Genomic DNA, 22,226 nt, shown 5'->3' with positions numbered 1-22,226 from the left:
CTCGAGCAGACGCAGAATCGCACGCGCCGCGCGATTTTTATGCGATTCCGCGTCCGCTAGCCGGGAATTACAGCGCGCTGGGCAACGGACCGCGGGCGGCCTCGTAGGCCGCGCCGACGCGGTACAGCCGGTCATCGGCCAGGGCGGGCGCCATGATCTGCAGACCGACGGGCAGCCCGTCGTCGGGCGACAGACCCGACGGCACCGACATACCGCAGTGCCCGGCCAGGTTCAGCGGCAGCGTGCACAGATCGAACAGATACATCGCCAGCGGATCGTCGACCTTCTCCCCCAACCGGAACGCCGTCGTCGGCGTGGCCGGGGACACCAGGACGTCCACGCTCTGGTAGGCCCGCTCCAGGTCGCGGGCGATCAGGGTCCGCACCTTCTGCGCCTGGTTGTAGTAGGCGTCGTAGTAGCCCGCCGACAACGCGTAGGTGCCGATCATGATCCGGCGCTTGACCTCCGGCCCGAAGCCGGCGGCCCGGGTCAACGCCATGACCTCCTCGGCGCTGTGGGTGCCGTCATCGCCGACGCGCAGCCCGAACCGCATCGCGTCGAACCGGGCCAGGTTGCTGGACACCTCCGACGGCAGGATCAGGTAGTAGGCATCCATCGCATGGTCGAAGTGCGGACAGTCGACCTCGGTGACCTCGGCCCCCAGCGCGGTCAGCTGAGCGACCGCGGCATTGAACGACTCCAGCACGCCGGGCTGGTATCCATCGCCGCGCAACTGCTTGACGACGCCGACGCGCACGCCCTTGAGATCGCCTGCCGCACCGTCCCGGGCCGCACCGACCACATCGGGCACCGGAGCGTCGACGGAGGTGGAATCACGCGGGTCGTGGCCGGCGATCACCTGGTGCAGCAGCGCGGTGTCGAGCACCGTGCGGGCGCAGGGGCCACCCTGGTCCAGTGAGGACGCGCAGGCGATCAACCCATACCGCGAGACCGTGCCGTAGGTCGGCTTGACGCCGACGGTGGCAGTCAGCGCGGCGGGCTGACGAATCGAGCCGCCGGTGTCGGTGCCGATGGCCAGCGGAGCTTGATACGCGGCGAGAGCCGCGGCGCTGCCGCCGCCTGACCCGCCGGGCACCCGCTCGGTGTTCCACGGGTTACGCGTCGGACCGTAGGCCGAATTCTCGGTCGAGGACCCCATGGCGAACTCGTCCATGTTCGTCTTGCCGAGGATCGGGATGCCCGCGGCGCGCAGTTTGGCGGTGACCGTCGCGTCGTACGGCGCACGCCACCCCTCGAGGATTTTCGAACCCGCGGTGGTGGGCATGTCGGTGGCGGTGAAGACGTCCTTGAGCGCCAGCGGCACCCCGGCCAGCGGCGAGGGCAGCGCCTCACCGGCAGCCACAGCGGCGTCGATCCGGGCCGCGGTCGCCAATGCGGAGTCGGCTGCCACATGCAGGAAAGCGTTGAAGCGGTCGTCGGTCTCCGCGATCTGGTCCAGGTGGGCCTGAGTCACCTCGGTCGAGGAGACCTCCTTGGCCGCGATCTGGGCACCCAGGGTCGCCGCATCGCGACGGGTCAGCTCACTCATGCTCGTCATTCACCCTCTCCGAGAATCCGCGGCACGGCGAAGCGCCCGTCTTCGGCACGCGGTGCGGCGGCCAGCGCTTCTTCCTGCGTCAGGCATGGCTCGACAACGTCAGGCCGGCTGACGTTGACGTCCTTGAGTGGGTTGTCCGTCGCTTCCACGCCGGTGACGTCGACGGACTGGATCTGGCTGACGTGGCCGAGGATGGCATCCAGCTGGCCGGCGTAACTGTCCAGTTCGTCGTCGGTCAGCGCCAAGCGCGCCAGACGCGCCAGATGGGCAACCTCGTCTCGGGAGATCTTCGACACGACAAAGCAGCCTAGTCAAGCCGCCAAATCGGGCTCCCGTCGGCAGTACAACCGACGATGCGCCGGCATGCCCCGGCACGCGCCCTGTGCAACAGTGATGCGCGTGCCTTCGTATCTGCTGCGGGTCCAGCTAGAGGACCGACCAGGCAGCCTCGGCTCGCTCGCCGTGGCTCTGGGCTCGGTCGGTGCCGACATCCTGTCGCTCGACGTCGTCGAGCGCGGAGCCGGCTACGCGATCGACGATCTGGTCGTCGACCTGCCGCAGGGCTCCATGCCGGACACCTTGATCACTGCCGCCGAGAACCTGTCGGGCGTCTTTGTCGACAGCATCCGCCCGCATACCGGGCTGCTGGAGGCACACCGCGAACTCGAATTGATCGACCACGTCGCCGCCGCGCATTCAAGGGCCGACCGGCTGAAGATGCTCGCCGAAGAAGCACCCCGGGTCCTGCGCGTCAGCTGGTGTGTCGTGGTCCGGTCCACCGCAACCGGCGTCGAACGCATCGCCGGGAGTCACGGCGCTCCCGAGACGCAGGCCCAGTCGGCGCCGTGGTTGCCGTTACAGCACGCCGCCGCACTCGACGGCACCGAGGAATGGGTGCCGCGGGTGTGGCGTGACATGGACACCACCCTGGCCGCCGCGCCCCTGGGTGACCCGAACACAGCGGTCGTGCTGGGCCGTCCCGGCGGTCCGGGGTTCCGGCCCTCGGAGGTGGCCCGGTTGGGTTATCTGGCCGGGATCGTCGCCACGATCCTGCGCTGAAACGCCCTGCGACTAGCTCTCCTCAGGCGTTTCCTCGTCCGGTCCCGCTTGCGGGCCTTCCGCCAGCAAGGTGCGGAAGCCGTCCTCATCGAGGATGGGAACGCCGAGCTCCACGGCCTTGTCGTACTTGGATCCGGGCGCGTCCCCGGCCACCACGTAGGCGGTCTTCTTGGAGACCGAGCTGGCGGCTTTGCCGCCGCGGCTGATGATGGCCTCCTTGGCCTGGTCGCGGGAGAACCCGGGCAGGGACCCGGTCACCACGATCGACAGACCTTCCAGCGTGCGCTCGATGCTGGCGTCGCGCTCGTCGGCCATCCGGACCCCGGCAGCGCGCCACTTGTCGACGATCGCGCGGTGCCAGTCGACGGTGAACCAGTCGATGACCGCGGCGGCGATCGTCGGGCCGACCCCTTCGACCGCGGCGAGCTGCTCCTCGCTCGCCGCGATGATGGCGTCCAGGCTGGCGAACTCGGTGGCAAGCGCCCGCGCCGCAGTGGGACCCACGTGGCGGATCGACAACGCCACCAGCACCCGCCACAGCGGCTGGGCCTTGGCCTTGTCCAGATTGGCCAGCAACCGCTTGCCGTTGGCCGACAATTCACCGGCCTTGGTCGTGAACAGTTCGGTGCGCAGTAACTGGTCGGCGGTCAAGGTGAACAGATCACCCTCGTCGGCGATCACCCCGGCCTGCAGCAGCGCAGTGGCCGCCTCATAGCCGAGCCCCTCGATGTCGAACGCGCCGCGGCCCGCGACGTGAAACACCCTCTCCCGCAACTGCGCCGGGCAACTACGGGTATTCGGGCAGCGGATGTCGGCGTCGCCCTCCTTGGCCGGCGCCAGCTCGGTGCCACATTCGGGACAGTTGGTCGGCATGACGAACGCATGCTCGGATCCGTCGCGCAGGTCGACCACCGGGCCGAGCACCTCGGGGATCACGTCGCCGGCCTTGCGGATCACCACGGTGTCGCCGATCAGCACCCCCTTGCGCTGAACTTCCGTCGCGTTGTGCAGTGTGGCCAGGCCGACGGTCGAGCCCGCCACCTTGACCGGCTCCATGTAGGCGAACGGCGTGACCCGGCCGGTCCGCCCCACGCTCACCCGGATGTCGAGCAGCTTCGTGGTCGCCTCTTCCGGTGGGTATTTGTAGGCCACCGCCCAGCGGGGTGCGCGTGAGGTCGAGCCGAGCCGACGCTGCAGCGCCACCTCGTCCACCTTGACGACCAGGCCGTCGATCTCATGGTCGACATCGTGGCGGTGCTCACCCCAGTAGGCGATCCGCTCGGCGACCGCGGCGACGCCGGAAACCTTTGCGGTGTGCGCGGATACCGGCAGCCCCCACGCACCCAGCGCCCGGTAGGCGTCATGCAACGACGGCGGGTTGAAACCCTCGGTGTACCCGAGCCCGTGGCAGATCATCCGCAACCGGCGGCGTGCGGTGACCGCCGGGTTCTTCTGACGCAGCGAGCCCGCTGCGCTGTTGCGGGGGTTGGCGAACGGCGGCTTGCCCTCGGCTACCAACCCGGCGTTGAGCTCCTCGAAGTCGGCGACGCGGAAGAACACCTCACCGCGCACCTCCAGCACATCGGGCACCGGAAACTCGTCGGAGGCCGTCAGTTGCTCAGGGATGTCGGTGATGGTGCGGGCGTTGAGCGTCACGTCCTCACCGCTGCGCCCGTCACCCCGGGTGGCGGCCCGCACCAGGCGGCCGTTGCGGTAGACGAGCGCCAATGCGACGCCGTCGATCTTCAGCTCGCACAGAAAGTGCGCGGCGTCGCCCGTCTCCCCGCTGATCCGGGCCGCCCACGCCGAGAGCTCATCGGAATCGAACACGTTGTCCAGGGACAGCATCCGTTCCAGATGCTCGGCGGGCGCGAATTCGGTGGCGAACCCGGCGCCGCCGACGAGTTGCGTCGGGGAATCCGGGGTCCGCAGCTCGGGGTGCGCCTCCTCGAGCGCCTGCAACTGCCGCAGCAGCACGTCGAAATCGGCGTCGGAGATGACCGGTGCGTCTTTGACGTAGTACCGGAACTGATGGCCCCGCACCTCTTCTGCGAGTTCCTGCCAACGTCGTCGCAGGTCAGCGTCTCCAGTGTCGTTCGAGGTCACCCCCGCAGGTTAGTCGAATGCGCCGACAAGCCGATCAGCCGCTGTAGGAGAAGTATGTCGCCATTCCGCCGTCGAGGTGGTAGTCGTTGTGACAATGGACAATCCATTTGCCGGGATTGTCGGTGTCGAAGTCCACCTCCACGGTCTGTTTGGGCGGCACCAGAACGGTGTCTTTGCGGGCCGCCGGACCGCTGCGCCCGACCACCTGGAACGTGTGGCCGTGCAGGTGCATCGGATGGAACATCATCGATTCACTGAGAAACCGGATGCGGACCCGCTTGGCTTTCGCCAGGACGATGCCGTTGTCGGGCGGGTCGTAGAGCTTCCCGTTGATCGGCCAGGTGTAGCCGGCCATCGGTCCGGCCAGCCGTAGATCCACGGTGATATCCGGATTGCGTTGCGGCAGAAGGACAGCCGCGGTGGGCCTGAGTATCGCGGTGTTCAGTGGGGCCCGCGCACGCAGCGTCTTGACGAATGCCTCCACGTCGAGCGTTGACGGCAAGGTGTCGACCCGCATGTTCAGACGCGCATAACCGTCCTTGCCCTCGGCCGCGGCGATCACCGGAACCGAGGACCCCAGCGTGACGATGGCGTCGGCGCGTTCGCCCATGCCGAGGATCACGGATTCGGTGCGCTGCGGCTGCACCGGATACCCGTCGGCGTGGGTGACGGTCAGCTCGGCGCCGGGCACCGCGACCCGGAATGCGGTATCGGCGCCCGCGTTGATGATCCGCAGCCGAATACGTTGCCCGGACCGGTAATCGACCGTCTGCGGGTCCTTGATGGTGCGCCCGTTCGCCAGGAAGTACGGATAGGTGACATCCCCACCGTCCGCGCCGAGCGGCATCGTCGGGCTGAGCATCGGTCCCGCACCGGACATCGGCTTCATGCCCTTGCTCTTGAGATTTTCGGCCACCTGATCCGGATCGGTGCCGGTGCCGTCGACCCAGTCATCGAGCACGACAACGAGTTCGTCGTCGTAGTCCTTGCCGTCCGCAGGGTCCTCCACGATCAGCGGTCCGTACATGCCGCGGTCGAGCTGGGTCCCGACGTGGGGGTGCAGATAGTAGGTGCCCGCGTCGGGGACGGCGAACTCGTAGGTGAAGTTCCCGCCCGGAGCGATCGCCGGCTGGGTCAGCACCGGAACACCGTCCATCGCATTGGGAATCGCCAGGCCGTGCCAGTGCACGCTGGTCTCCTGCGGCAGCTTGTTGGTCACCGGTACGCGCAGCGTCTGGCCTTTTCGCAACCGGATCTCGGTGGCGGGGACCGTGCCGGTGTACGTCCAGGTGCGCACCGCGACGCCACCGAGGTCGACGTCGGATTCGGCCGCGGTGAACGCGACTTCGACGGGTTTGCCAGAATTGTCGGCCGACGGCGTCCGTGACGTGCAGGCGCCGAGCGCCGCAGCGGCGCCTGCCGCGGACAACACCAGAAATCCGCGCCGATCGATCATCGATTCAGCGTGACACCACAGGATTGCCCAAGGCGCAGAACGGCCGAATCGCCTGCTGGGTTGCGCCCGCAGGCGGGACCGGGCGTCCCATTAATCTAGGTGCATGCCGCACCCGATCATGTTCAGCGACGACGACTTGGGCCTGGCCGAACTCCGCACCGTTGCCCTGGGATTTCCCGAGGCGTTCGAGAAGATCTCCTGGGGCCGGCCGGTGTTCTGTGCGCCGAAGATGTTCGCCATGTACGGCGGCAACGTCAAACCCGAGGGTCGCGGCGAGATGGTGCCGTATCCGCATTCACTGCTGATCAAGGTCGACGAAAGCGACCGCCGGGCGCTAGAGCAGGACAACCGCTTCTTCTTCCCGGCCTACATGGGCCCGTTCGGCTGGCTCGGTCTGGACTTCACTGCGGCGAAGGTGGATTGGGGCGAGGTCCGCGAACTCATCGACGCCTCGTTCCGCCTGGTCGCCGCGCGCCGGCTCATCAAACAACTCGACGAGAACTGATCGGAAGCAGCCATGAGTTTCGCCAGCCCATTCCCCGACGTCGACCTGCCTGCCGTCAGCGTCTACGACTACCTGTTCGCCGGCATGTCAGCGGCCGATGCCGGCCGGATCGCCATGGTGGACGCCAAGTCCGGTACCGAGACCAGCTACGGCGACCTGGTGAACCGGATTGACGCGTTCGCCGGCGGGCTGGCGGCGCGCGGCATCGGCGTCGGCGACGTGGTGGCACTGCTGTCCCCCAACAGTTCGGGTTTCGCGATCGCGTTCCACGGGATCCTGCGCGCGGGCGCCACCGCCACCACCGTCAACGCGCTGTTCACCGCGCGTGACATCGCCAAGCAGCTCAAGGATTCGAAGGCGCGCCTGTTGGTCACGGCGAGCGCGTTGCTGCCGCAGGCCACCGAGGGCGCGGCCGCCGCGGGCCTGGCCCCCGACCAGGTGGTGGTGCTCGACGGCGACGGCCTCGGTGCGCAGGGCCCGGCACCCGACGTGAGCTTCGATCCGGCCACGCATCTGGCCGCACTCCCCTACAGCTCGGGCACCACGGCGAACCCCAAGGGCGTCATGCTCACCCACGCCAACCTGACCGCCAACGTGGCACAGATCCGCCCGCTGCAGGGCATGACCGCCGATGACCGGCTGCTGGCAGTGCTGCCGTTCTTCCACATCTACGGCATGACGGTGCTGCTCAACGCCGCCCTGCACGCGCGCGCCCAACTCGTCATCATGCCGTCGTTCGACCTCACTGAATTCCTGGACAACATCGCGACCCACCGGTGCACGTTCGTCTACATCGCCCCACCGGTGGCCGTCGCCCTGGCCAAGCACCCACTGGTCGATTCCTATGACCTGTCCTCACTGCGCGCGGTCCTGTCCGGTGCGGCCTCGCTCGATGCCGACCTTGGTCGCGCCGTTGCAGATCGATTGAGCTGCACGGTGTCTCAGGGCTACGGCATGAGCGAGCTGAGCCCGGTCAGCCACATCACCCCGCATGACGGTGGACTGGCGTCGGTCGGCACGATCGCGCCGCTGGACTCGTGCGGATGGACCGTTCCCAACGGCGTGAGCAAGCTGGTCGACCCCGACACCGGCAAGGAAATCGAGATCGCGGCAGAGGGATTGAGTGAGACCGGCGAGCTGTGGTTCAAGGGGCCCAACGTGATGGCCGGGTACCTCGGCAATGAGGCGGCCACCCGGGAGACCATCGACGCCGACGGGTTCCTGCACACCGGGGATCTGGCCCAGGTCGATTCCAACGGCTGCGTCTACGTCGTCGACCGGCTGAAGGAACTCATCAAGTACAAGGGCTACCAGGTCCCGCCCGCCGAACTGGAGGCTGTGCTGCTGGGCCATCCCGGCATCGCCGATGCCGCGGTGATCGGTGTGCAAGACAAGGAATCCGGCGAGGAAGTGCCGAAAGCCTTTGTGGTCAAACAGCCCTCATCCGAGTTGAGCGCCGATGAAGTGATGGCGTTCGTGGCCGGCCTGGTGGCGCCCTACAAGAAGGTGCGGCAGGTCGAGTTCATCGAGGCGATCCCCAAGTCGTCCGCCGGCAAGATCCTGCGCCGGGAGTTGCGCGGCAGCTAGGCCGATTGCCAGTGGGGCCGGCGGAGCAAGGCGTAGGCCCTCTCGCACTCGCCCGGTGGCCTTCGAGGCCCTCGGGTCTCCAGGGAGGCGCCGCTTTTGGTCTGCTAACAAGCGTCCAGAGCCGAGTGCGAACCGTCCACGCTGACGATTGCAAATCCCGCCGCTTACAGCCGCAGTTGTCCTGTTCGCAGACGCGATGTCACTGGGCCGTCCTACGATCCTTGGCATGTCCTTCCAGGTCAACTTTCTATCGATCGACCCGCGTGAGGCCATGCCTGAGGGATTCCCGGATAGCGGCCCGCACAGTGGTGCGGAGTGGATGAAGTTTGCGCAGGCAATCTACCCGGAGATCTTCAAAATCATCGAGGATGGGGACTGGCCGAAGAACCCGGTTGGTCAGCTAGCGATCTACTGGAACGCACCAACGGGGCAATCAGCCGCACGTCTGATCAACTTGGCTTTCTCGTTGAATCAGCTGCTGGTTCGCGTTGGCCCCGAGGGCCGCCAGGTGCTCAAGCCCAAGATCGCAGCTCTGTTCCGTGCCAAGGAAATGGTGTTTGAGGAGAACCTGGCCGAGCTCGAAGTTGGCTCAGTGCTGAGCTGCAATTTCGAACGGTTCAGCCTTGAGCCGCTGGTGCCGCCGGCACTGCGAGCCGCCCCAAGGAAACCGCCGTCACCCGATTACGGAATCGAGGTCCCCGAGGGCCTCGTCCTTATTGATGCGACTGTTTGGCATTGGGAGAACCTATCCGCTTGGCACCGAATGCGAATGGTAATTAATGAACGGATTTTCAACGAGATAGATAAGCGCAAAGTCAGCCGTGATGTTCTGTTGCATCTGCCGATTAAGCCGTCGAATGATGCTCAGCAGATCGTGGCCAGTAAGCAGATTTGCAGTAAGATCGCCGACTCTGAGACCGGCGAAGAGGTAATCGAGGTGGGGGCTTCGCGCCCTGCCCGGATTGTTTGGACTGAGTTTGAATTGCCGTCGGATCTCGGGTGGAACCCTGCAAAGATTCCTCGATTTACCGAGGCTCCGATCGATCCGGCGCTTGTCGCCCACAGCCATCCGTACGTCATCGCGGGGACCAGGTTCACGGGTGAGTACCTCCATTTCATGGCTGAGCTGTGCTTGACCGAGGAAGACGTACAGAACGGACTCAGCTCGTTGCGGGACGCCCTCGATAGGAAGAAGCGCCAGGCGAGCGCCCGCCCAGATCTGCCGTACCTAGTCGCGGTTCACCTGTATAGCGGCAGCGCCAAATGGGATGAGTTCGCACCGATGATCGAAGCGAGAATCTGGCCGAACCCTCGGTATCGGTGGTTGTCGGGCATTCTCGCGTACGAGCCGCAGGCAGCGCGCCTCTCGTCGTCGCCCTCTTCGGGCCCGCGCTGTCTGTTCCCGATTGCCAACCCGAATGCCACTGTTCCGATCCCTGCCTCAATGCTCGGTCCGAACGAGCCTCCGCCGGGACCTGACCTCGATTGAATCGAACTCGGCCCCTGACCTGACCTCAGTTGAACTGTTACCAGCCCCGTTTGCCGTAGTCAGAGTGGATGTGCCAATTCGGCGCGTGGGGCGTGACCTGCGGTTTCAGGGTTTCGTCTTGATTCGCGATGGAACTCAGCCGGGTTACAACGGTTGGACTCCCTGCATTTGCGGACCTTGACGTACTCGGCCCGCGCTGTTGATGCCGAGCCGTTGTAGATCATCGCGCGCCACCGGCGATGAATACCGCTTGTCAGTTCCTTTGTCTAGCAAGCTCATTGGTGTTCGTATCTGGCTCTCAGATCAACGGAGGGCCACGTTCACGGGGTGGCTGGTGTAAGCGAGGGCCCCCCGCAGTCGCGGCAGTTCGGGTATGAGCTGCTGTCGATCAGAGCTCTGCAGAGCCCGGCGCGGAGTTGGTTGGCTACCTCGCGAGCAGTTGCGGAGGACGTTGCCGCTCGGGGGCGGGATGGTCTGGGGTGCTATGCCAAGCCGGATTCGCAAGTGGTCGGCCACCCGAGTATCCGCCCGGCGGCACGAACGATCTTGGGTAGGCGGTCGACCTCATCGGCGAGGTAGCACGCCGCCTCGATAACCAGCCTCGTCTCTGGGCTGTCGCTGAAGTCAGCGGACTCATGGAGTTCGCGCCACAGCCGCTTGCCAGGAAGTGCAGTAATAGCCGGATCTTGGCCTTCCGGAGAACCTCGCGGCGGTCGGTCGATTCGTCCTCCCAAAGTTCCCGCTAGGTCTTGCCGGTGTCTACCTCCTCGTACCGCGCCGGGACTATGACGTTAGTCCCCGACGTAGGCCCGCAGACGGTCGATGGCACGGTCCCAGCGACGTGACAGCGCTTTACTAGATGGCGTCCGGATCTTCGGCGAACGCGTCGGCGGCCTTCTGCGTGAGTTCCACCGCAGTGCGCGCCCATTGGGAGGTGGCGCCGGCCAGCCCACAGGACGGCGTGATGCCGATGCGGTCACGCAGCACGGCCCGGGCGAACCCGAGTCGATCGGTCAGCGCGACCGCCGCCTTGGCGACCTCCTCGACCGACGGCCTGCCCTCGGGCGCGGTCGAGGGCACCACGCCGAGCAGCACAGTGCGCCCCGAATCGACGAACTCCCCCACACCGTCCAGATCCGCGGGCGTCAGAGTCGAGACGTCGACCGACACAGCGTGAACAGCGCTGCGCAACAACGCCTTCCACGGCAGCTCGGGAGCACAGCAGTGCAATGCGACATCGGAGCCGGCCGCTGCCACACAGGCGTCGATCAGGTTGATCGCCAACGGTTCGTCCACGGGATGCACCGGGGTGAAACTGGTGACCCCGGACAGCCGGCCCGCCAGCGCGGCGGGCAGCGACGGTTCATCGATCTGGACCACCACCGGGGTCTCCAACCGCCGGGCCACCTCGGCACGGTGGATCGCCAGCCCCTCGGCCAGGGAAGCCGAAAGATCGCGCAGCGCACCGCGATCGGTGATGGCCCGATGTCCGTTGGGTAGTTCCAGCTGGGCGGCCAGCGTGATCGGTCCGGGCGCCTGCACCTTGACGGCGCGCCCGCTGCCCCGCAGCCCCGCGCGCTCCCAGGCTTCTTCCAGCGCATCGATGTCCTCGCCGAGCAGGCTCACCGCCCGCCGCAGCGCAGCACTGCGGCCACCGGCGATGCGGTACCCGCGCGGCACGGTGTCGATGGCGATGTCGACCAACAGGGCCCCGGCCCGACCGATGAGGTCGGCGCCGATTCCCCGCGCCGGGAGTTCCACGAGGTGCGACAGGGTGTGCAGTTCACCGACGACAACTTCTGCGGCAGCCCGCGGCTGGGTGCCCGGCCAGGAACCGATACCGGTTGCCGCTGCGAAGACGCTCATACGAAGGCGCTCATACGCGCGCGATGGTCGCGCTGGCGATGACCTCGTCACCGTCGGCGTCGGGCCGGTACAGCACCATGGTCTGGCCCGGGGCCACCCCGCGCAGCGGTGCCCGCAGGGATACCGCCAGCCGACCGTCGCGCAGCTCGGCCACCGCGTCGGTGATCCCGCCGTGCGCCCGCACCTGAAGCTGGCATTCCACCGGCCCCTGCAACGCGGCCCCGCTGGTGAACACGGGCTTGTCGCCGACCAGTTCCCAGATTTCGAGGTCTTCGGCCGGTCCGACGCGCACTGTGCCCGTATCGGCGTCGATCGCCGTGACGTAGCGAGGCCGGCCGTCGGCACCCGGTCCCGCGATGCCCAAACCCTTGCGCTGTCCGATGGTGAAACCGTGCACGCCTTCGTGTTCGGCGAGCACCGTGCCCTCGTTGTCGATCACCGAGCCGCGGCGGACCCCGATCCGCGCACCGAGGAACGCCTGGGTGTCTCCGGAGGGAATGAAGCAGATGTCGTGGCTGTCAGGCTTTTTCGCGACGGCCAGGCCACGCTCGGCGGCCTCGGCCCGGATCTGCGACTTGGGCGTGTCACCGATCGGGAAGAGCGCATGTGACAGTTGTTCGGCGGTCAGCACACCCAGGACGTAGGACTGGTCCTTGTCGGCGTCTACCGCGCGGCGCAGCCGGCCGTCGGACAGCCGTGCGTAGTGACCGGTGGCCACCGCGTCGAAACCGAGCGCCAGCGCCCGCGCCGCCAGCGCAGAGAACTTGATCCGCTCATTGCACCGCACACAGGGGTTCGGGGTCTCGCCGCGGGCGTACGACTCGACGAAATCGTCGATCACGTCGTCCTTGAACCGGTCGGCGAAATCCCATACGTAGAACGGGATGTCAAGAATGTCGGCCACCCGGCGGGCATCGCCGGCGTCCTCCTTGGAGCAGCAACCCCGGGATCCCGTGCGCAGCGTCCCCGGCGCCGAGGACAGCGCCATGTGCACTCCGACGACATCGTGGCCGGCATCGACCATCCGTGCGGCGGCCACCGAGGAATCCACGCCGCCGCTCATCGCGACAAGGACTCTCATGAGAACGTCCTCCCCGCGCTGGCCAGCGCTGCCTGCCGGGCCCGCTCGACCGCCGCGGGCAGCACCTGCAGCACAGCGTCGACGTCGGCGTCGGTGCTGGTGTGCCCCAACGAGAATCGCAGTGATCCCCGCGCGGTGGCCGGGTCGGCGCCCATGGCGATCAGGACGTGCGACGGCTGCGCCACGCCGGCGGTGCACGCCGAGCCGGTGGAACATTCGATGCCCTTGGCGTCGAGCAGCATCAGGAGCGAATCGCCTTCGCAGCCACGGAATGTGAAATGGGTGTTGGCCGGAAGCCGGTCGGCTCCACGCGGCCCGTTGACGTAGGTGTCCTCGATCGTGGACAGCACACCGTCGATCAGCCGGTCCCGCAGGGCCTGCACCCGGGCACTGTGTTCGGCGAGCCCGCCGATGGCCACCTCCGCGGCCGCGGCCATCGCCACGGTGCCGGCCACGTCGGGTGTCCCGGACCGGACGTCGCGCTCCTGCCCGCCGCCGTGCAGCAGGGGCACACACGCGGTGTCCCGACGCAGGACCAGCGCGCCGATTCCCATCGGACCGCCGAACTTGTGCGCGGCGACGCTCATCGCCGCCAGCCCGGTGGCGGTGAAATCGACCGGGATCTGTCCGACGGCCTGGATGGCGTCGCTGTGCATCGGGACCTCGAACTCGGCCGCGATGGCGGCCAGCTCGGCGATCGGCATGATCGTGCCGACCTCGTTGTTGGCCCACATGATGCTGATCAGGGCCACGTCAGCGGGTCCGTCGCCCGCCTCCAGCGCCGAGCGCAGCGACTCGGGTGCGACGGCGCCCTCGGCGTCGACCGGCAGCCAGGTCACCTCGGCACCCTCGTGGTCGACCAGCCACTGCACGGCGTCCAGAACGGCGTGATGCTCGACGGCGGTGGTGATGATCCGGCGCCGCGCCGGCTCGACATCGCGGCGGGCCCAGTAGATGCCCTTCACGGCGAGGTTGTCGCTCTCGGTGCCACCGGCGGTGAAGATCACTTCCGAGGGGCGACAGCCCAGCAGGCGGGCCAGCGTCTCGCGGGCCTCCTCCATCCGGCGACGCGCCATCCGGCCGGAACCGTGCAGCGACGACGCGTTGCCGACGGTGGCCAATGCAGAGGTCATCGCCTCGATGGCAGTGGCGTGCATCGGGGTGGTGGCGGCGTGATCGAGATAGACCGGCCGGCCTGAGGTGGAGGTCAGGATGGAGGCCATAACCCTCCTAGGATAGCCGCTGGCAGGCGACCGTCCCTCCAGCCGCCTCAGGCCACCAGGACGTGCGCGGGTGCGCCGGGGAGCTCCTGGTGGCCGCGCACCACCGCCTCGCAGCGGCCCGCCAGTGCCCGCCGGTCGTCTCCCGGCAGCTGCAGCGACCCCACATGGACATGGCACACCGTGCGACGTGCGGTGATGACCCGCCGCACCGATCGCAACAGGGTGTCCTCCCCCACAAAGGCCGGAATCGTCGACGGCCGGCCGTCGCGGTGGCGGTAGACCAGCCGCAGCGGCTGCACCGGCCGGGCCGCGTCGATCGCGGCCTGGAACATCGCCGGCCGGAACGGCCCGTAGGCCAGGCCGCACCAGGTGGTGCCCTCCGGGAAGGCCACCACCGTGTGCCCCGCGCGCAGGCGCTCGGCCACGGTGTGTACCACCGCGGGCAGCCGGCGCAGGCTGCCCCGGTCGATCGGGATCACCTTCATCACCCGGGCCAGCCGGCCCACCGCCGGCCACTCGACCAGATCGGCACGGGCCACGAACGAGCCGGGCAGCACCGCACCGACCGTGAAGATATCCAGCCAAGACACGTGGCCGCTGACCACGAGCACGCCCTTCAGGTTACGAATAGGTCCGCCCGACAAGGCGATTCGTACCCCCAAGCAGCGCAGCATCAACCGGCAGTAGAAGCGCTGCACGTGTGAGCGGCCCGGCATCGGCACCGCCAGCAGCGGCACCCCGGGCGCCAGAAGGACGGCCATGACCACCCGCACCGTGGTGCGGGTCCAGACCACGAGCCGACGGCCGGCATCGGCGCCGCCGGCATGCACGCAACTGCCGTCGCACGAGGCCTTGGGCAGCCAGGAATGTTCACTCGTGGCGGTGCTCATGACGCGCCCCCGGCCGTCCCGTCGGCCATGTCGGCTGCGGCCGAGACGGAGCGCAGGCGTTTGAGGTAGCGGACATCGGCGCGGCGTTTGTCCAGCAGGGCCGGGAAGTCCCCGACCCCGAAGTCTGGGTCGTGGGCGGGTTCCCCGCACACCTGGGCGCCCAGGCGCAGGTAGCCCCGCATCAGCGGAGGCACCGTGGTCCGCGACGGCGGGTCGATTTCGTCGAGCCCTCTGCCGTCCAGGACGACCGGCCGGTACGGGTACACCGTGTGTTCGGCGGGCGCGGCGTGGCGACGCCGCACGAAGTCACGTACCCCGCGGATCTGGGTTCCGGGTGGGCCGTCGGCGTTCCCGGCGACCGGCACCGAAACGCAGCCCGTCACGTAGTCGTACCCGGAGCGGTCGAGGTAGGCCAAGATGCCCGCCCACATGAGCAGGACGACGGCGCCGTTGCGGTGGTCGGTCCGCACCACCGCACGGCCCATTTCGACCAGGGACGGCCGTAGTGCGTCGAGACCGCGGACATCGAATTCGGTGGCGGTGTAGAGCCCGCCCGCGGCGATGGCGCCGGGTGGGGGCAGCATCCGGTAGCAGCCCACCAACTCGCCGGTGCGGTCCTCACGTACCAGCAGGTGGTCGCAGTGCTCGTCGAATCGATCGGCGTCCCGTCCATCGGCAGCCCCGGTGAGGGCGAATCCGGGTTCGGAGGTGAACACGTCGTGACGGAGCCGCTGGGCGGCTTCGATGAGCTCGGGATCGGCGGACAACAACAGGGTGTAGCGCGGCGCATCGGGCGCGGCGCTGTCGGCGTGGTCAGCGGCGATGAGTACAGATGCAGTGCTCATAACCAGCACGGTCGCCCAGCCGGGTCTCCATACGGCATCGCCTGTGTGACATGTCTGTGAGCGCCAGGTGACTTTTTGGGCTGCCGGTCAGTCCTGCAGGAACACCACGTTCTCGCCGATCGGGTTGCGCGGTGTATCCAGGTGATTCGCCGCAAATTGGGGGTCGGCATAGCCGATCGACAGCCCACTCAGGATCGTCAGATCGTCGGGGATGTCCAGCTGTTCGCGCAGTACGTCCGGATAGAACGAGATGGACACCTGCACGCAACTGCCGAGTCCCCGTTCGTTCAACGCCAACAGCAGGGTCTGCAGGAACATCCCGACCCCCATCGCGTCGACGTTGGTGAAATCCCGGTGCATGCAGACCACCCCGGCGACGGGCGCGTGGAAGAACTCCCAGTTGCGCTTCTGGGCCGCCCAGCGTCCCTCGGCGTCGTCGCGGGCGATCCCCATTGCCCCGTAGACCAGGGCACCGCTCTCGCGGCGCAGGTAAGCGAACCGCGGCGGAAGGCCCGCGGAGCCGACCGCCGGCGGTGCCGCCTCGACCGCGGCGAGCAGCGCGTCCACCAATCGGACGCGCCGCTCGCCGGTCGTGAAGAAGACGTGCCAGGGTTGCGTGTTCGAGTTCGACGGCGCCCGCACGGCCAACGCGAGCGCCTCGTCCAGGAGCTCACGTGGAACAGGCTTGTCCGGCAGGAACATTCGCGACGAACGACGCGACCGGACGACGTCTCCGAACTCGGCCATCAGCGAACTCGCCGGTCCTTGCGGGCCTCGAGCTCCTCGTCTTCGACGATGACGAGCATGGGTTCACCTGGCACACACAGCATGTTGACGAGGAACTTCAGCGGAATGTCGTCACGGTTGTTGGCATCCGAGTAGTGGATGACGTCACCGCCGGGCTCCCAGAAGGCCTCCCCCGCCTTCACCACCCGTGGCGCCTCGCCCTCCAGCTCGAACAGCATCTCGCCCTCCAGCACATAGCCGAAGGCGGGTCCGGCCGGATGCCGGTGTGGCGGCGCCCCTGGGGATCCCGCGGGCCACTCGATGATCGTCGTCATCACCTCGGCATTCGGCGGGATGAACGGCGGTGTCGCGGTGGCGATCACAGTCATCGCATCGTGGAGGGCTTTTTCCTGCTCCGCTGTGACAGGCATGTCAGTGAGCCCCGGTCCATGCGACCCAACGAGTTTCACCGAGGATCCCGTCGTCGCCGGTCACCAGGCTGTCGTCGTCGACGGCGGTGCCGAAATACGTTGCCTGCGGATCGATCACGACCGGCTTGTCGTCGCCCTGCTTGGCAAGTACCGCGCGTGCCATGTCGGCGAACGAGATCTTGTCGGGCCCGCCGATGTTGACGATGCCGCCCAGCGGCGCGCCCTGGGCGACCTTGGCCACCTCGGCGGCGACGTCGTCGACGGAGATCAGCTGGATCCGGGCATCGGGGACGCGTACCTCGCCGCCCACCACCAGCGTCCCGGTGATGGCCTCGGCGAATTCCTGGAACTGCGTGGCGCGCACGATCGTGTACGGCAGCCCGGACTCGGTGATGACCTTCTCCTGGGCTACCTTGGCCCGCATATAGCCGCTGTCCGGCAGGCCGTCGGTGCCCACGATCGACAGCGCGACGTAGTGCCCGACACCGGTCTCCTTCGCGGCGGCCGCCAGGTTGCGTGCGGACGTGGTGAAGAAGTCCATCACGGCGCCGTCTTCGAACGAGGGCGAGTTGACCACGTCGACCAGCACCTCAGCGCCGTTGAGCGCGTCCGCCAGGCCCTCGCCGGTCAGGACGTTGGCACCCGACGACAGGGAGGCGGCCACCACGTCGTGCCCGGCTTCGGTGAGCAACCGCACGACCCGCGAGCCGATCTGGCCACTGGCACCTATGACTGTGATTTTCATTGTGCGAATCCCTTTCTCGACGTGCTGGCAGAACCAACACTGGCACCGCAGGCCGAGATCCAAACCCTGGAAAGTCCGTAGTCGGGACGGCAGACCGTGCCGCCGCCCTGTCACGCGAGAGTGGCTCTCGGGCTCGAGCGCCACTTCAAGCGTGACACCCGGTGCGCGTTGTGTGCGCCCGTTTGCCCCACACAGCACAGAACCCCGGCGCACCAGGTGCACCGGGGTTCTGCGTTGACGCGTTGGGGATCTATCCCTTGCGGGCCTTGACCGCCTCGGTCAGCTGCGGGCTGACCTTGAACAGGTCACCGACGATGCCGAGGTCGGCGATCTCGAAGATCGGAGCTTCCTCGTCCTTGTTCACCGCGATGATCGTCTTCGACGTCTGCATGCCGGCGCGGTGCTGGATCGCGCCGGAGATACCGAGGGCGATGTACAGCTGCGGCGACACGGTCTTACCGGTCTGGCCGACCTGGAACTGGCCCGGGTAGTAGCCCGAGTCGACCGCGGCGCGGGAGGCACCGACGGCGCCGCCCAGCGAGTCGGCCAGCTCCTCGACGACCGAGAAGCTCTCGGCGCTGCCGACACCACGGCCACCGGCGACCACGACGCTGGCCTCGGTGAGCTCGGGGCGGTCACCGGCAACGGCGGGCTCGCGCTTGGTGATCTTGGTCGCGTTCTCGGCCTGGGCCGGGACCTCGACGTTGACGACCTCGCCGGCACCGTCGGCCGGGGCGGCCTCGATGGCACCCGGACGGACCGTGATCACCGGGGTGTCACTGGTGACCTGGGCCTCGACGGTGAAGGCACCACCGAAGATGGAGTGGACGCCCACTGCACCCTCGCGGACCTCGACCACGTCGACCAGCAGGCCCGAGCCGATACGCGCAGCCAGGCGGGCGGCGATTTCCTTGCCGTCAGCGGTGGCGGCGACGATCACGCCGGCGGGGGCGGCCGTCTCGGCCAGTCCGGCCAGCACGTCGACAACGGGGGTGACCAGGTAGCTCTCCGCGTCGTCGGACTCGGCGACGTAGATTTTGGCCGCGCCGGCGGCCTTCAGGCCGTCGACCAGCGGGGCGGCGGTGCCCGGCTTGCCCACCACAACAGCGGCAGGCTCGCCCAGCACGCGGGCGGCGGTAATGAGCTCGGCGCTGACCTTCTTCAATGCGCCTTCGGAGTGCTCAACGAGCACAAGTACTTCAGCCATGAGTTCTCGTTACGTCTTTCGGAAGTGGGTGGGCTAGATCAGCTTTTGGGCAACCAGGTACTCGGCGATCTTCGTGCCGCCGTCACCTTCGTCGGTCACCTTCTCGCCGGCGGTCTTCGGCGGCTTCGGGGTCGAAGACAGCACCTTGGAACCGGCATTGGCAACACCGACCTCATCGGCTTCCACGCCGATCTCGGCGAGGGTGAGCACGGTGACTTCCTTCTTCTTGGCGGCCATGATGCCCTTGAAGGAGGGGAAGCGGGGCTCGTTGATCTTCTCGTTGACGCTCACCACGGCCGGCAGCGAGGCCTCGAGGCTGAACACGCCCTCGTCGGTCTCACGCTCGGCGGTGACCTTGCCGCCCTCGACGGTCAGCTTGCGCACGTGGGTGAGCTGCGGCAGGCCCAGGTACTCGGCGATCACGGCCGGAACTGCGCCGCCCACACCGTCGGTGGCCTCGTTACCGGCGATGACCAGCTCGGTGCCCTCGATGGTGCCCAGCGCGCGGGCCAGTGCCCACCCGGTCTGGATCACGTCGGAGCCGTGCAGGCCGTCGTCCTTGAGGTGTACAGCCTTGTCGGCACCCATGGACAGCGCCTTGCGGATCGCCTCGGTGGCGCGCTCCGGGCCGGCGGTCAGCACGGTGACCGTGCTGTCTCCGCCCTCACGCTCCTTGATCAACAGCGCCTCTTCCACGGCGCGCTCGTTGATCTCGTCGAGCACGGCGTCGGCAGCCTCGCGGTCGAGGGTGAAATCGCCGTCGGACAGCTTGCGCTCCGACCAAGTGTCTGGGACCTGTTTGATCAGGACCACGATGTTCGTCATGACTCTGGTTCGTCCTCCTCGATGAGACCGGTGGCCCGGGCTCATATCACGTTCTAGGCAACTAGCACCATGTTACCGGTCGGTAACTTTTGATGGTTCGCAGGAACACCATAGCTGGTCGAAGTTTGTATTCCGGCCTCCCCTACCACACCCCTGAGGTAAGGGAACCGTTCGCGGATAGTCCACCACCGCTTCGCCTGGGTTAGCCTGCCTTCCAATGAGCGCATTCGTTGGCGACCCGGATAACGCCCTACCCCTGACCGGCGAGCGGACCATCCCCGGCCTGGCCGAGGAGAATTACTGGTTTCGCCGTCATGAGGTGGTGTATCAGCGATTGGCCGGCCGGTGCGTCGATCGCGAGGTCCTGGAGGCCGGCTGCGGTGAAGGCTACGGCGCCGACCTGATCGCCGACGTGGCGCGCCGCGTCGTCGCACTGGACTACGACGAGGCCACGGTGGCACACGTGCGGGCCCGCTACCCCCGGGTGGACATCCGGCACGGCAACCTGGCCGAGCTGCCCCTCGCGGACGAGTCCGTCGACGTCGTGGTGAATTTCCAGGTCATCGAGCACCTGTGGGATCAGGGTCAATTCGTCTCCGAGTGTTTCCGCGTGCTGCGGCCCGGTGGCGTTTTCCTGGTCTCCACCCCCAACCGCATCACCTTCTCCCCCGGTCGCGACACCCCGCTGAACCCGTTCCACACCCGTGAGCTCAATGCCGCGGAGCTGACCGAACTGCTGCACGACGCCGGTTTCACCGTCGAGTCGATGCTCGGGGTGTTTCACGGCGCCGGGCTGGCCGAACTCGACGCGCGGCACGGCGGCTCGATCATCGAGGCACAGGTGCAGCGGGCCGTGGCCGACGCTCCGTGGCCCGAACAGCTGCTCGCCGACGTGGCCGCCGTCAGCATCGATGACTTCGATCTCACGTCCGCGAACGAACGCAACATTGACGACAGCCTGGACCTGGTCGCGATCGCGGTGCGGCCGTGACACATCCCGCTGCCGACCCCGAACCCGAACCTGTACCCCGGCCCGATGTCGCCGGCGATCCGGTTCCGGGGTTGTTCACGCTCGTCCTGCACACCCATCTGCCCTGGCTGGCCCATCACGGCCGCTGGCCGGTCGGCGAGGAGTGGCTCTACCAGTCCTGGGCCGCGGCGTACCTGCCGTTGATGCGGGTGCTGCGCGGTCTGGCCGCAGAGGACCGCAGCCATCTGATCACGCTCGGCATGACGCCGGTGGTCACCGCACAGCTCGATGACCCCTACTGCCTCACAGGCATGCATCACTGGCTGGCCAACTGGCAGCTGCGCGCCCAGGAGGCGACGACGCTGCGCGGTCAAGAAGCCTTGCAGCAGTTCGGGGTTCGCGAATACGCCGAGGCCGGCGCGGCCATCGAGCAATTCACCACCCTTTGGCGGCACGGCGCCAGCGGGCTACTGCGCGAGCTGATCGATGCCGAGACCATCGAGCTGCTCGGCGGTCCCCTGTCGCACCCGTTCCAGCCCCTGCTCAACCCGCGACTGCGCGAGTTCGCACTGCGCGAAGGCCTGGCCGATGCGCAGCAGCGGTTCGGGCACACCCCGGTCGGAATATGGGCGCCCGAATGCGCGTACGCGCCGGGCATGGAGACCGGATATGCCGCGGCCGGTGTCGGGCATTTCATGGTGGACGGCCCGTCGCTGCACGGCGACACCTCCCTCGGCCGCCCGGTCGGTGACTCCGACGTGGTGGCCTTCGGGCGCGACCTGCAGGTCAGCTACCGCGTGTGGTCGCCGAAGTCCGGCTACCCCGGCCATGCCGCATACCGGGATTTCCACACCTACGACCACACCACGGGCCTCAAGCCGGCCCGGGTCACCGGCCGCAACGTCCCGTCCGAGGAGAAGGCTCCCTACGATCCGCAGCGCGCCGACCGTGCGATCGACGAGCACGTCGCCGACTTCGTCGAAGTGGTCCGCCGCCGGCTGGTCAGCGAGAGCGAGCGGATCGGCCGCCCGGCACATGTGGTGGCCGCGTTCGACACCGAACTGTTCGGGCACTGGTGGTACGAGGGCCCCGAGTGGCTGGGCCGGGTACTGCGGGCACTGCCGGCAGCCGGCGTGCAGGTGGGCACGCTGGCGGATGCCAAGGCCGGTGGATTCGTCGGCGACCCGGTCGAATTGCCGCCCAGTTCATGGGGTTCGGGCAAGAACTGGCAGGTCTGGAACGGCGAGAAGGTCACCGATCTGGTGCGGCTGAACAGCGAAGTGGTCGACGGTGCGCTGAGCACTGTGGACAAGGCGCTCACCCAGCATGCCGCGGTCGGTGCACCGACCCCGCGCGACCGGGTGGCCGATCAGATCCTGCGGGAGACGTTGCTGACCGTGTCCAGCGACTGGCCGTTCATGGTGAGCAAGGATTCGGCCGCCGATTACGCGCGCTACCGCGCCCATCTGCACGCCCACGCGACGCGCGAGATCTCCGATGCACTGGCCTCTGGCCGTCGCGACCACGCCGAGCGCCTCGCCGACGGCTGGAACAAGGCGGACGGACTGTTCGGTGCCCTCGACGCCCGGCGTCTGCCAAAATGACCATCAGCGCGAGCTTGCGTGTCTGCCGCCCGACACGCCACCAACCCTCAGCA

The 22,226-nt window shown here is 67.6% G+C and carries 20 protein-coding genes; 6 read left to right on the top strand and 14 right to left on the bottom strand.

Translation table 11 applies throughout. The features are described from left to right. Window positions 1-67 precede the first annotated feature (67 nt). Both gatA and gatC read right to left on the bottom strand, forming a co-directional pair. Window positions 68-1,549 (bottom strand): Asp-tRNA(Asn)/Glu-tRNA(Gln) amidotransferase subunit GatA, encoded by a 1,482-nt coding sequence (gene gatA / locus ACZYZ7_RS00615; protein ID WP_450068703.1) that lies wholly within the window; start codon window positions 1,547-1,549, stop codon window positions 68-70. 5 nt (window positions 1,550-1,554) lie between these two features. Further along, complete coding sequence (gatC, locus tag ACZYZ7_RS00610) at window positions 1,555-1,854, bottom strand: Asp-tRNA(Asn)/Glu-tRNA(Gln) amidotransferase subunit GatC (RefSeq protein ID WP_044517434.1); 300 nt, start codon at window positions 1,852-1,854, stop codon at window positions 1,555-1,557. A 103-nt stretch (window positions 1,855-1,957) separates the two neighbouring features. Between gatC and ACZYZ7_RS00605 the strand changes: the two genes are divergently transcribed. After that, a complete protein-coding gene (locus ACZYZ7_RS00605) occupies window positions 1,958-2,617 on the top strand; it encodes an ACT domain-containing protein (RefSeq protein ID WP_450068702.1) in 660 nt (219 codons plus the stop codon). A 12-nt stretch (window positions 2,618-2,629) separates the two neighbouring features. Here ACZYZ7_RS00605 and ligA read toward each other — a convergent pair whose 3' ends face one another. Beyond that, a complete protein-coding gene (gene ligA, locus ACZYZ7_RS00600) occupies window positions 2,630-4,723 on the bottom strand; it encodes an NAD-dependent DNA ligase LigA (protein ID WP_450068701.1) in 2,094 nt (697 codons plus the stop codon). 34 nt (window positions 4,724-4,757) lie between these two features. Continuing rightward, window positions 4,758-6,179 (bottom strand): multicopper oxidase family protein, encoded by a 1,422-nt coding sequence (locus tag ACZYZ7_RS00595; protein ID WP_450068700.1) that lies wholly within the window; start codon window positions 6,177-6,179, stop codon window positions 4,758-4,760. A gap of 103 nt (window positions 6,180-6,282) precedes the next feature. Here ACZYZ7_RS00595 and ACZYZ7_RS00590 point away from each other — a divergent pair, with 103 nt between their 5' ends. The 3 genes from ACZYZ7_RS00590 (at window position 6,283) to ACZYZ7_RS00580 (ending at window position 9,760) form a co-directional block, all read left to right on the top strand. Next, a complete protein-coding gene (locus ACZYZ7_RS00590) occupies window positions 6,283-6,684 on the top strand; it encodes an MmcQ/YjbR family DNA-binding protein (protein WP_450068699.1) in 402 nt (133 codons plus the stop codon). Window positions 6,685-6,696: 12 nt separating this feature from the next. After that, on the top strand, window positions 6,697-8,271 hold the full coding sequence (locus ACZYZ7_RS00585; RefSeq protein WP_450068698.1) for a 4-coumarate--CoA ligase family protein: 1,575 nt from the start codon (window positions 6,697-6,699) through the stop codon (window positions 8,269-8,271). Window positions 8,272-8,497: 226 nt separating this feature from the next. Beyond that, window positions 8,498-9,760 (top strand): hypothetical protein, encoded by a 1,263-nt coding sequence (locus ACZYZ7_RS00580; RefSeq protein ID WP_450068697.1) that lies wholly within the window; start codon window positions 8,498-8,500, stop codon window positions 9,758-9,760. 855 nt (window positions 9,761-10,615) lie between these two features. Here the strand turns inward: ACZYZ7_RS00580 and ACZYZ7_RS00575 are convergent. The 10 genes from ACZYZ7_RS00575 to ACZYZ7_RS00530 all read right to left on the bottom strand — a co-directional run bounded on the left by ACZYZ7_RS00575 (window position 10,616) and on the right by ACZYZ7_RS00530 (window position 19,599). Continuing rightward, window positions 10,616-11,626: a uroporphyrinogen decarboxylase/cobalamine-independent methonine synthase family protein gene (locus tag ACZYZ7_RS00575; protein ID WP_450068696.1), complete on the bottom strand. Its 1,011-nt coding sequence runs from the start codon at window positions 11,624-11,626 to the stop codon at window positions 10,616-10,618. A gap of 10 nt (window positions 11,627-11,636) precedes the next feature. After that, the gene (gene mnmA, locus ACZYZ7_RS00570; protein ID WP_450068695.1) at window positions 11,637-12,707 is read right to left on the bottom strand and encodes a tRNA 2-thiouridine(34) synthase MnmA; all 1,071 of its coding nucleotides are present in this window, start codon (window positions 12,705-12,707) and stop codon (window positions 11,637-11,639) included. Continuing rightward, window positions 12,704-13,930 carry a cysteine desulfurase family protein gene (locus ACZYZ7_RS00565; protein WP_450068694.1) on the bottom strand — a complete coding sequence of 409 codons (1,227 nt, stop codon included), beginning with the start codon at window positions 13,928-13,930 and terminating at the stop codon, window positions 12,704-12,706. Before ACZYZ7_RS00565 ends, mnmA begins: the two co-directional genes overlap by 4 nt. 47 nt (window positions 13,931-13,977) lie before the next feature. Next, on the bottom strand, window positions 13,978-14,820 hold the full coding sequence (locus ACZYZ7_RS00560) for a lysophospholipid acyltransferase family protein (RefSeq protein WP_450068693.1): 843 nt from the start codon (window positions 14,818-14,820) through the stop codon (window positions 13,978-13,980). Then, the gene (locus ACZYZ7_RS00555) at window positions 14,817-15,665 is read right to left on the bottom strand and encodes a GNAT family N-acetyltransferase (RefSeq protein ID WP_135453549.1); all 849 of its coding nucleotides are present in this window, start codon (window positions 15,663-15,665) and stop codon (window positions 14,817-14,819) included. Before ACZYZ7_RS00555 ends, ACZYZ7_RS00560 begins: the two co-directional genes overlap by 4 nt. An 87-nt stretch (window positions 15,666-15,752) precedes the next feature. Beyond that, window positions 15,753-16,412 carry a nitroreductase gene (locus ACZYZ7_RS00550; RefSeq protein ID WP_450068692.1) on the bottom strand — a complete coding sequence of 220 codons (660 nt, stop codon included), beginning with the start codon at window positions 16,410-16,412 and terminating at the stop codon, window positions 15,753-15,755. After that, on the bottom strand, window positions 16,412-16,822 hold the full coding sequence (locus ACZYZ7_RS00545; RefSeq protein WP_044517420.1) for a cupin domain-containing protein: 411 nt from the start codon (window positions 16,820-16,822) through the stop codon (window positions 16,412-16,414). Before ACZYZ7_RS00545 ends, ACZYZ7_RS00550 begins: the two co-directional genes overlap by 1 nt. Before the next feature lies 1 nt (window position 16,823). Continuing rightward, entirely contained in the window at window positions 16,824-17,567 is a 744-nt protein-coding gene (locus tag ACZYZ7_RS00540; protein ID WP_450068691.1) for an SDR family oxidoreductase, read from the bottom strand. 250 nt (window positions 17,568-17,817) lie between these two features. After that, entirely contained in the window at window positions 17,818-18,774 is a 957-nt protein-coding gene (locus ACZYZ7_RS00535; protein ID WP_135453546.1) for an electron transfer flavoprotein subunit alpha/FixB family protein, read from the bottom strand. Window positions 18,775-18,807: 33 nt separating this feature from the next. Then, window positions 18,808-19,599: an electron transfer flavoprotein subunit beta/FixA family protein gene (locus ACZYZ7_RS00530; RefSeq protein WP_044517415.1), complete on the bottom strand. Its 792-nt coding sequence runs from the start codon at window positions 19,597-19,599 to the stop codon at window positions 18,808-18,810. A gap of 217 nt (window positions 19,600-19,816) precedes the next feature. Between ACZYZ7_RS00530 and ACZYZ7_RS00525 the strand changes: the two genes are divergently transcribed. Continuing rightward, complete coding sequence (locus ACZYZ7_RS00525) at window positions 19,817-20,590, top strand: class I SAM-dependent methyltransferase (RefSeq protein ID WP_135453545.1); 774 nt, start codon at window positions 19,817-19,819, stop codon at window positions 20,588-20,590. After that, on the top strand, window positions 20,587-22,173 hold the full coding sequence (locus ACZYZ7_RS00520) for a 1,4-alpha-glucan branching protein domain-containing protein (protein WP_135453544.1): 1,587 nt from the start codon (window positions 20,587-20,589) through the stop codon (window positions 22,171-22,173). The genes ACZYZ7_RS00525 and ACZYZ7_RS00520 overlap by 4 nt, the downstream gene beginning before the upstream one ends. Window positions 22,174-22,226: the final 53 nt, after the last annotated feature.

The sequence above is a fragment of the Mycobacterium sp. IDUB_17 genome (assembly GCF_055419465.1).
Note: the sequence above shows the minus strand (reverse complement) of the source record. Positions and strands in the feature narration are given on the sequence as shown.

Excerpts from the sequence above, each read along its gene's own strand:
- ACZYZ7_RS00535 (WP_135453546.1), bottom strand. The coding sequence starts at position 18,774 with ATGGCTGAAGTACTTGTGCTCGTTGAGCACTCCGAAGGCGCATTGAAG.
- ACZYZ7_RS00595 (WP_450068700.1), bottom strand. The coding sequence starts at position 6,179 with ATGATCGATCGGCGCGGATTTCTGGTGTTGTCCGCGGCAGGCGCCGCT.
- gatA (WP_450068703.1), bottom strand. The coding sequence starts at position 1,549 with ATGAGTGAGCTGACCCGTCGCGATGCGGCGACCCTGGGTGCCCAGATC.
- ACZYZ7_RS00540 (WP_450068691.1), bottom strand. The coding sequence starts at position 17,567 with ATGAAAATCACAGTCATAGGTGCCAGTGGCCAGATCGGCTCGCGGGTC.
- ACZYZ7_RS00525 (WP_135453545.1), top strand. The coding sequence starts at position 19,817 with ATGAGCGCATTCGTTGGCGACCCGGATAACGCCCTACCCCTGACCGGC.
- ACZYZ7_RS00580 (WP_450068697.1), top strand. The coding sequence starts at position 8,498 with ATGTCCTTCCAGGTCAACTTTCTATCGATCGACCCGCGTGAGGCCATG.
- ACZYZ7_RS00575 (WP_450068696.1), bottom strand. The coding sequence starts at position 11,626 with ATGAGCGTCTTCGCAGCGGCAACCGGTATCGGTTCCTGGCCGGGCACC.
- ACZYZ7_RS00560 (WP_450068693.1), bottom strand. The coding sequence starts at position 14,820 with ATGAGCACCGCCACGAGTGAACATTCCTGGCTGCCCAAGGCCTCGTGC.
- mnmA (WP_450068695.1), bottom strand. The coding sequence starts at position 12,707 with ATGAGAGTCCTTGTCGCGATGAGCGGCGGCGTGGATTCCTCGGTGGCC.
- ACZYZ7_RS00585 (WP_450068698.1), top strand. The coding sequence starts at position 6,697 with ATGAGTTTCGCCAGCCCATTCCCCGACGTCGACCTGCCTGCCGTCAGC.
- ACZYZ7_RS00555 (WP_135453549.1), bottom strand. The coding sequence starts at position 15,665 with ATGAGCACTGCATCTGTACTCATCGCCGCTGACCACGCCGACAGCGCC.
- ACZYZ7_RS00545 (WP_044517420.1), bottom strand. The coding sequence starts at position 16,822 with ATGCCTGTCACAGCGGAGCAGGAAAAAGCCCTCCACGATGCGATGACT.
- ACZYZ7_RS00590 (WP_450068699.1), top strand. The coding sequence starts at position 6,283 with ATGCCGCACCCGATCATGTTCAGCGACGACGACTTGGGCCTGGCCGAA.
- ACZYZ7_RS00550 (WP_450068692.1), bottom strand. The coding sequence starts at position 16,412 with ATGGCCGAGTTCGGAGACGTCGTCCGGTCGCGTCGTTCGTCGCGAATG.
- ACZYZ7_RS00565 (WP_450068694.1), bottom strand. The coding sequence starts at position 13,930 with ATGGCCTCCATCCTGACCTCCACCTCAGGCCGGCCGGTCTATCTCGAT.
- ACZYZ7_RS00530 (WP_044517415.1), bottom strand. The coding sequence starts at position 19,599 with ATGACGAACATCGTGGTCCTGATCAAACAGGTCCCAGACACTTGGTCG.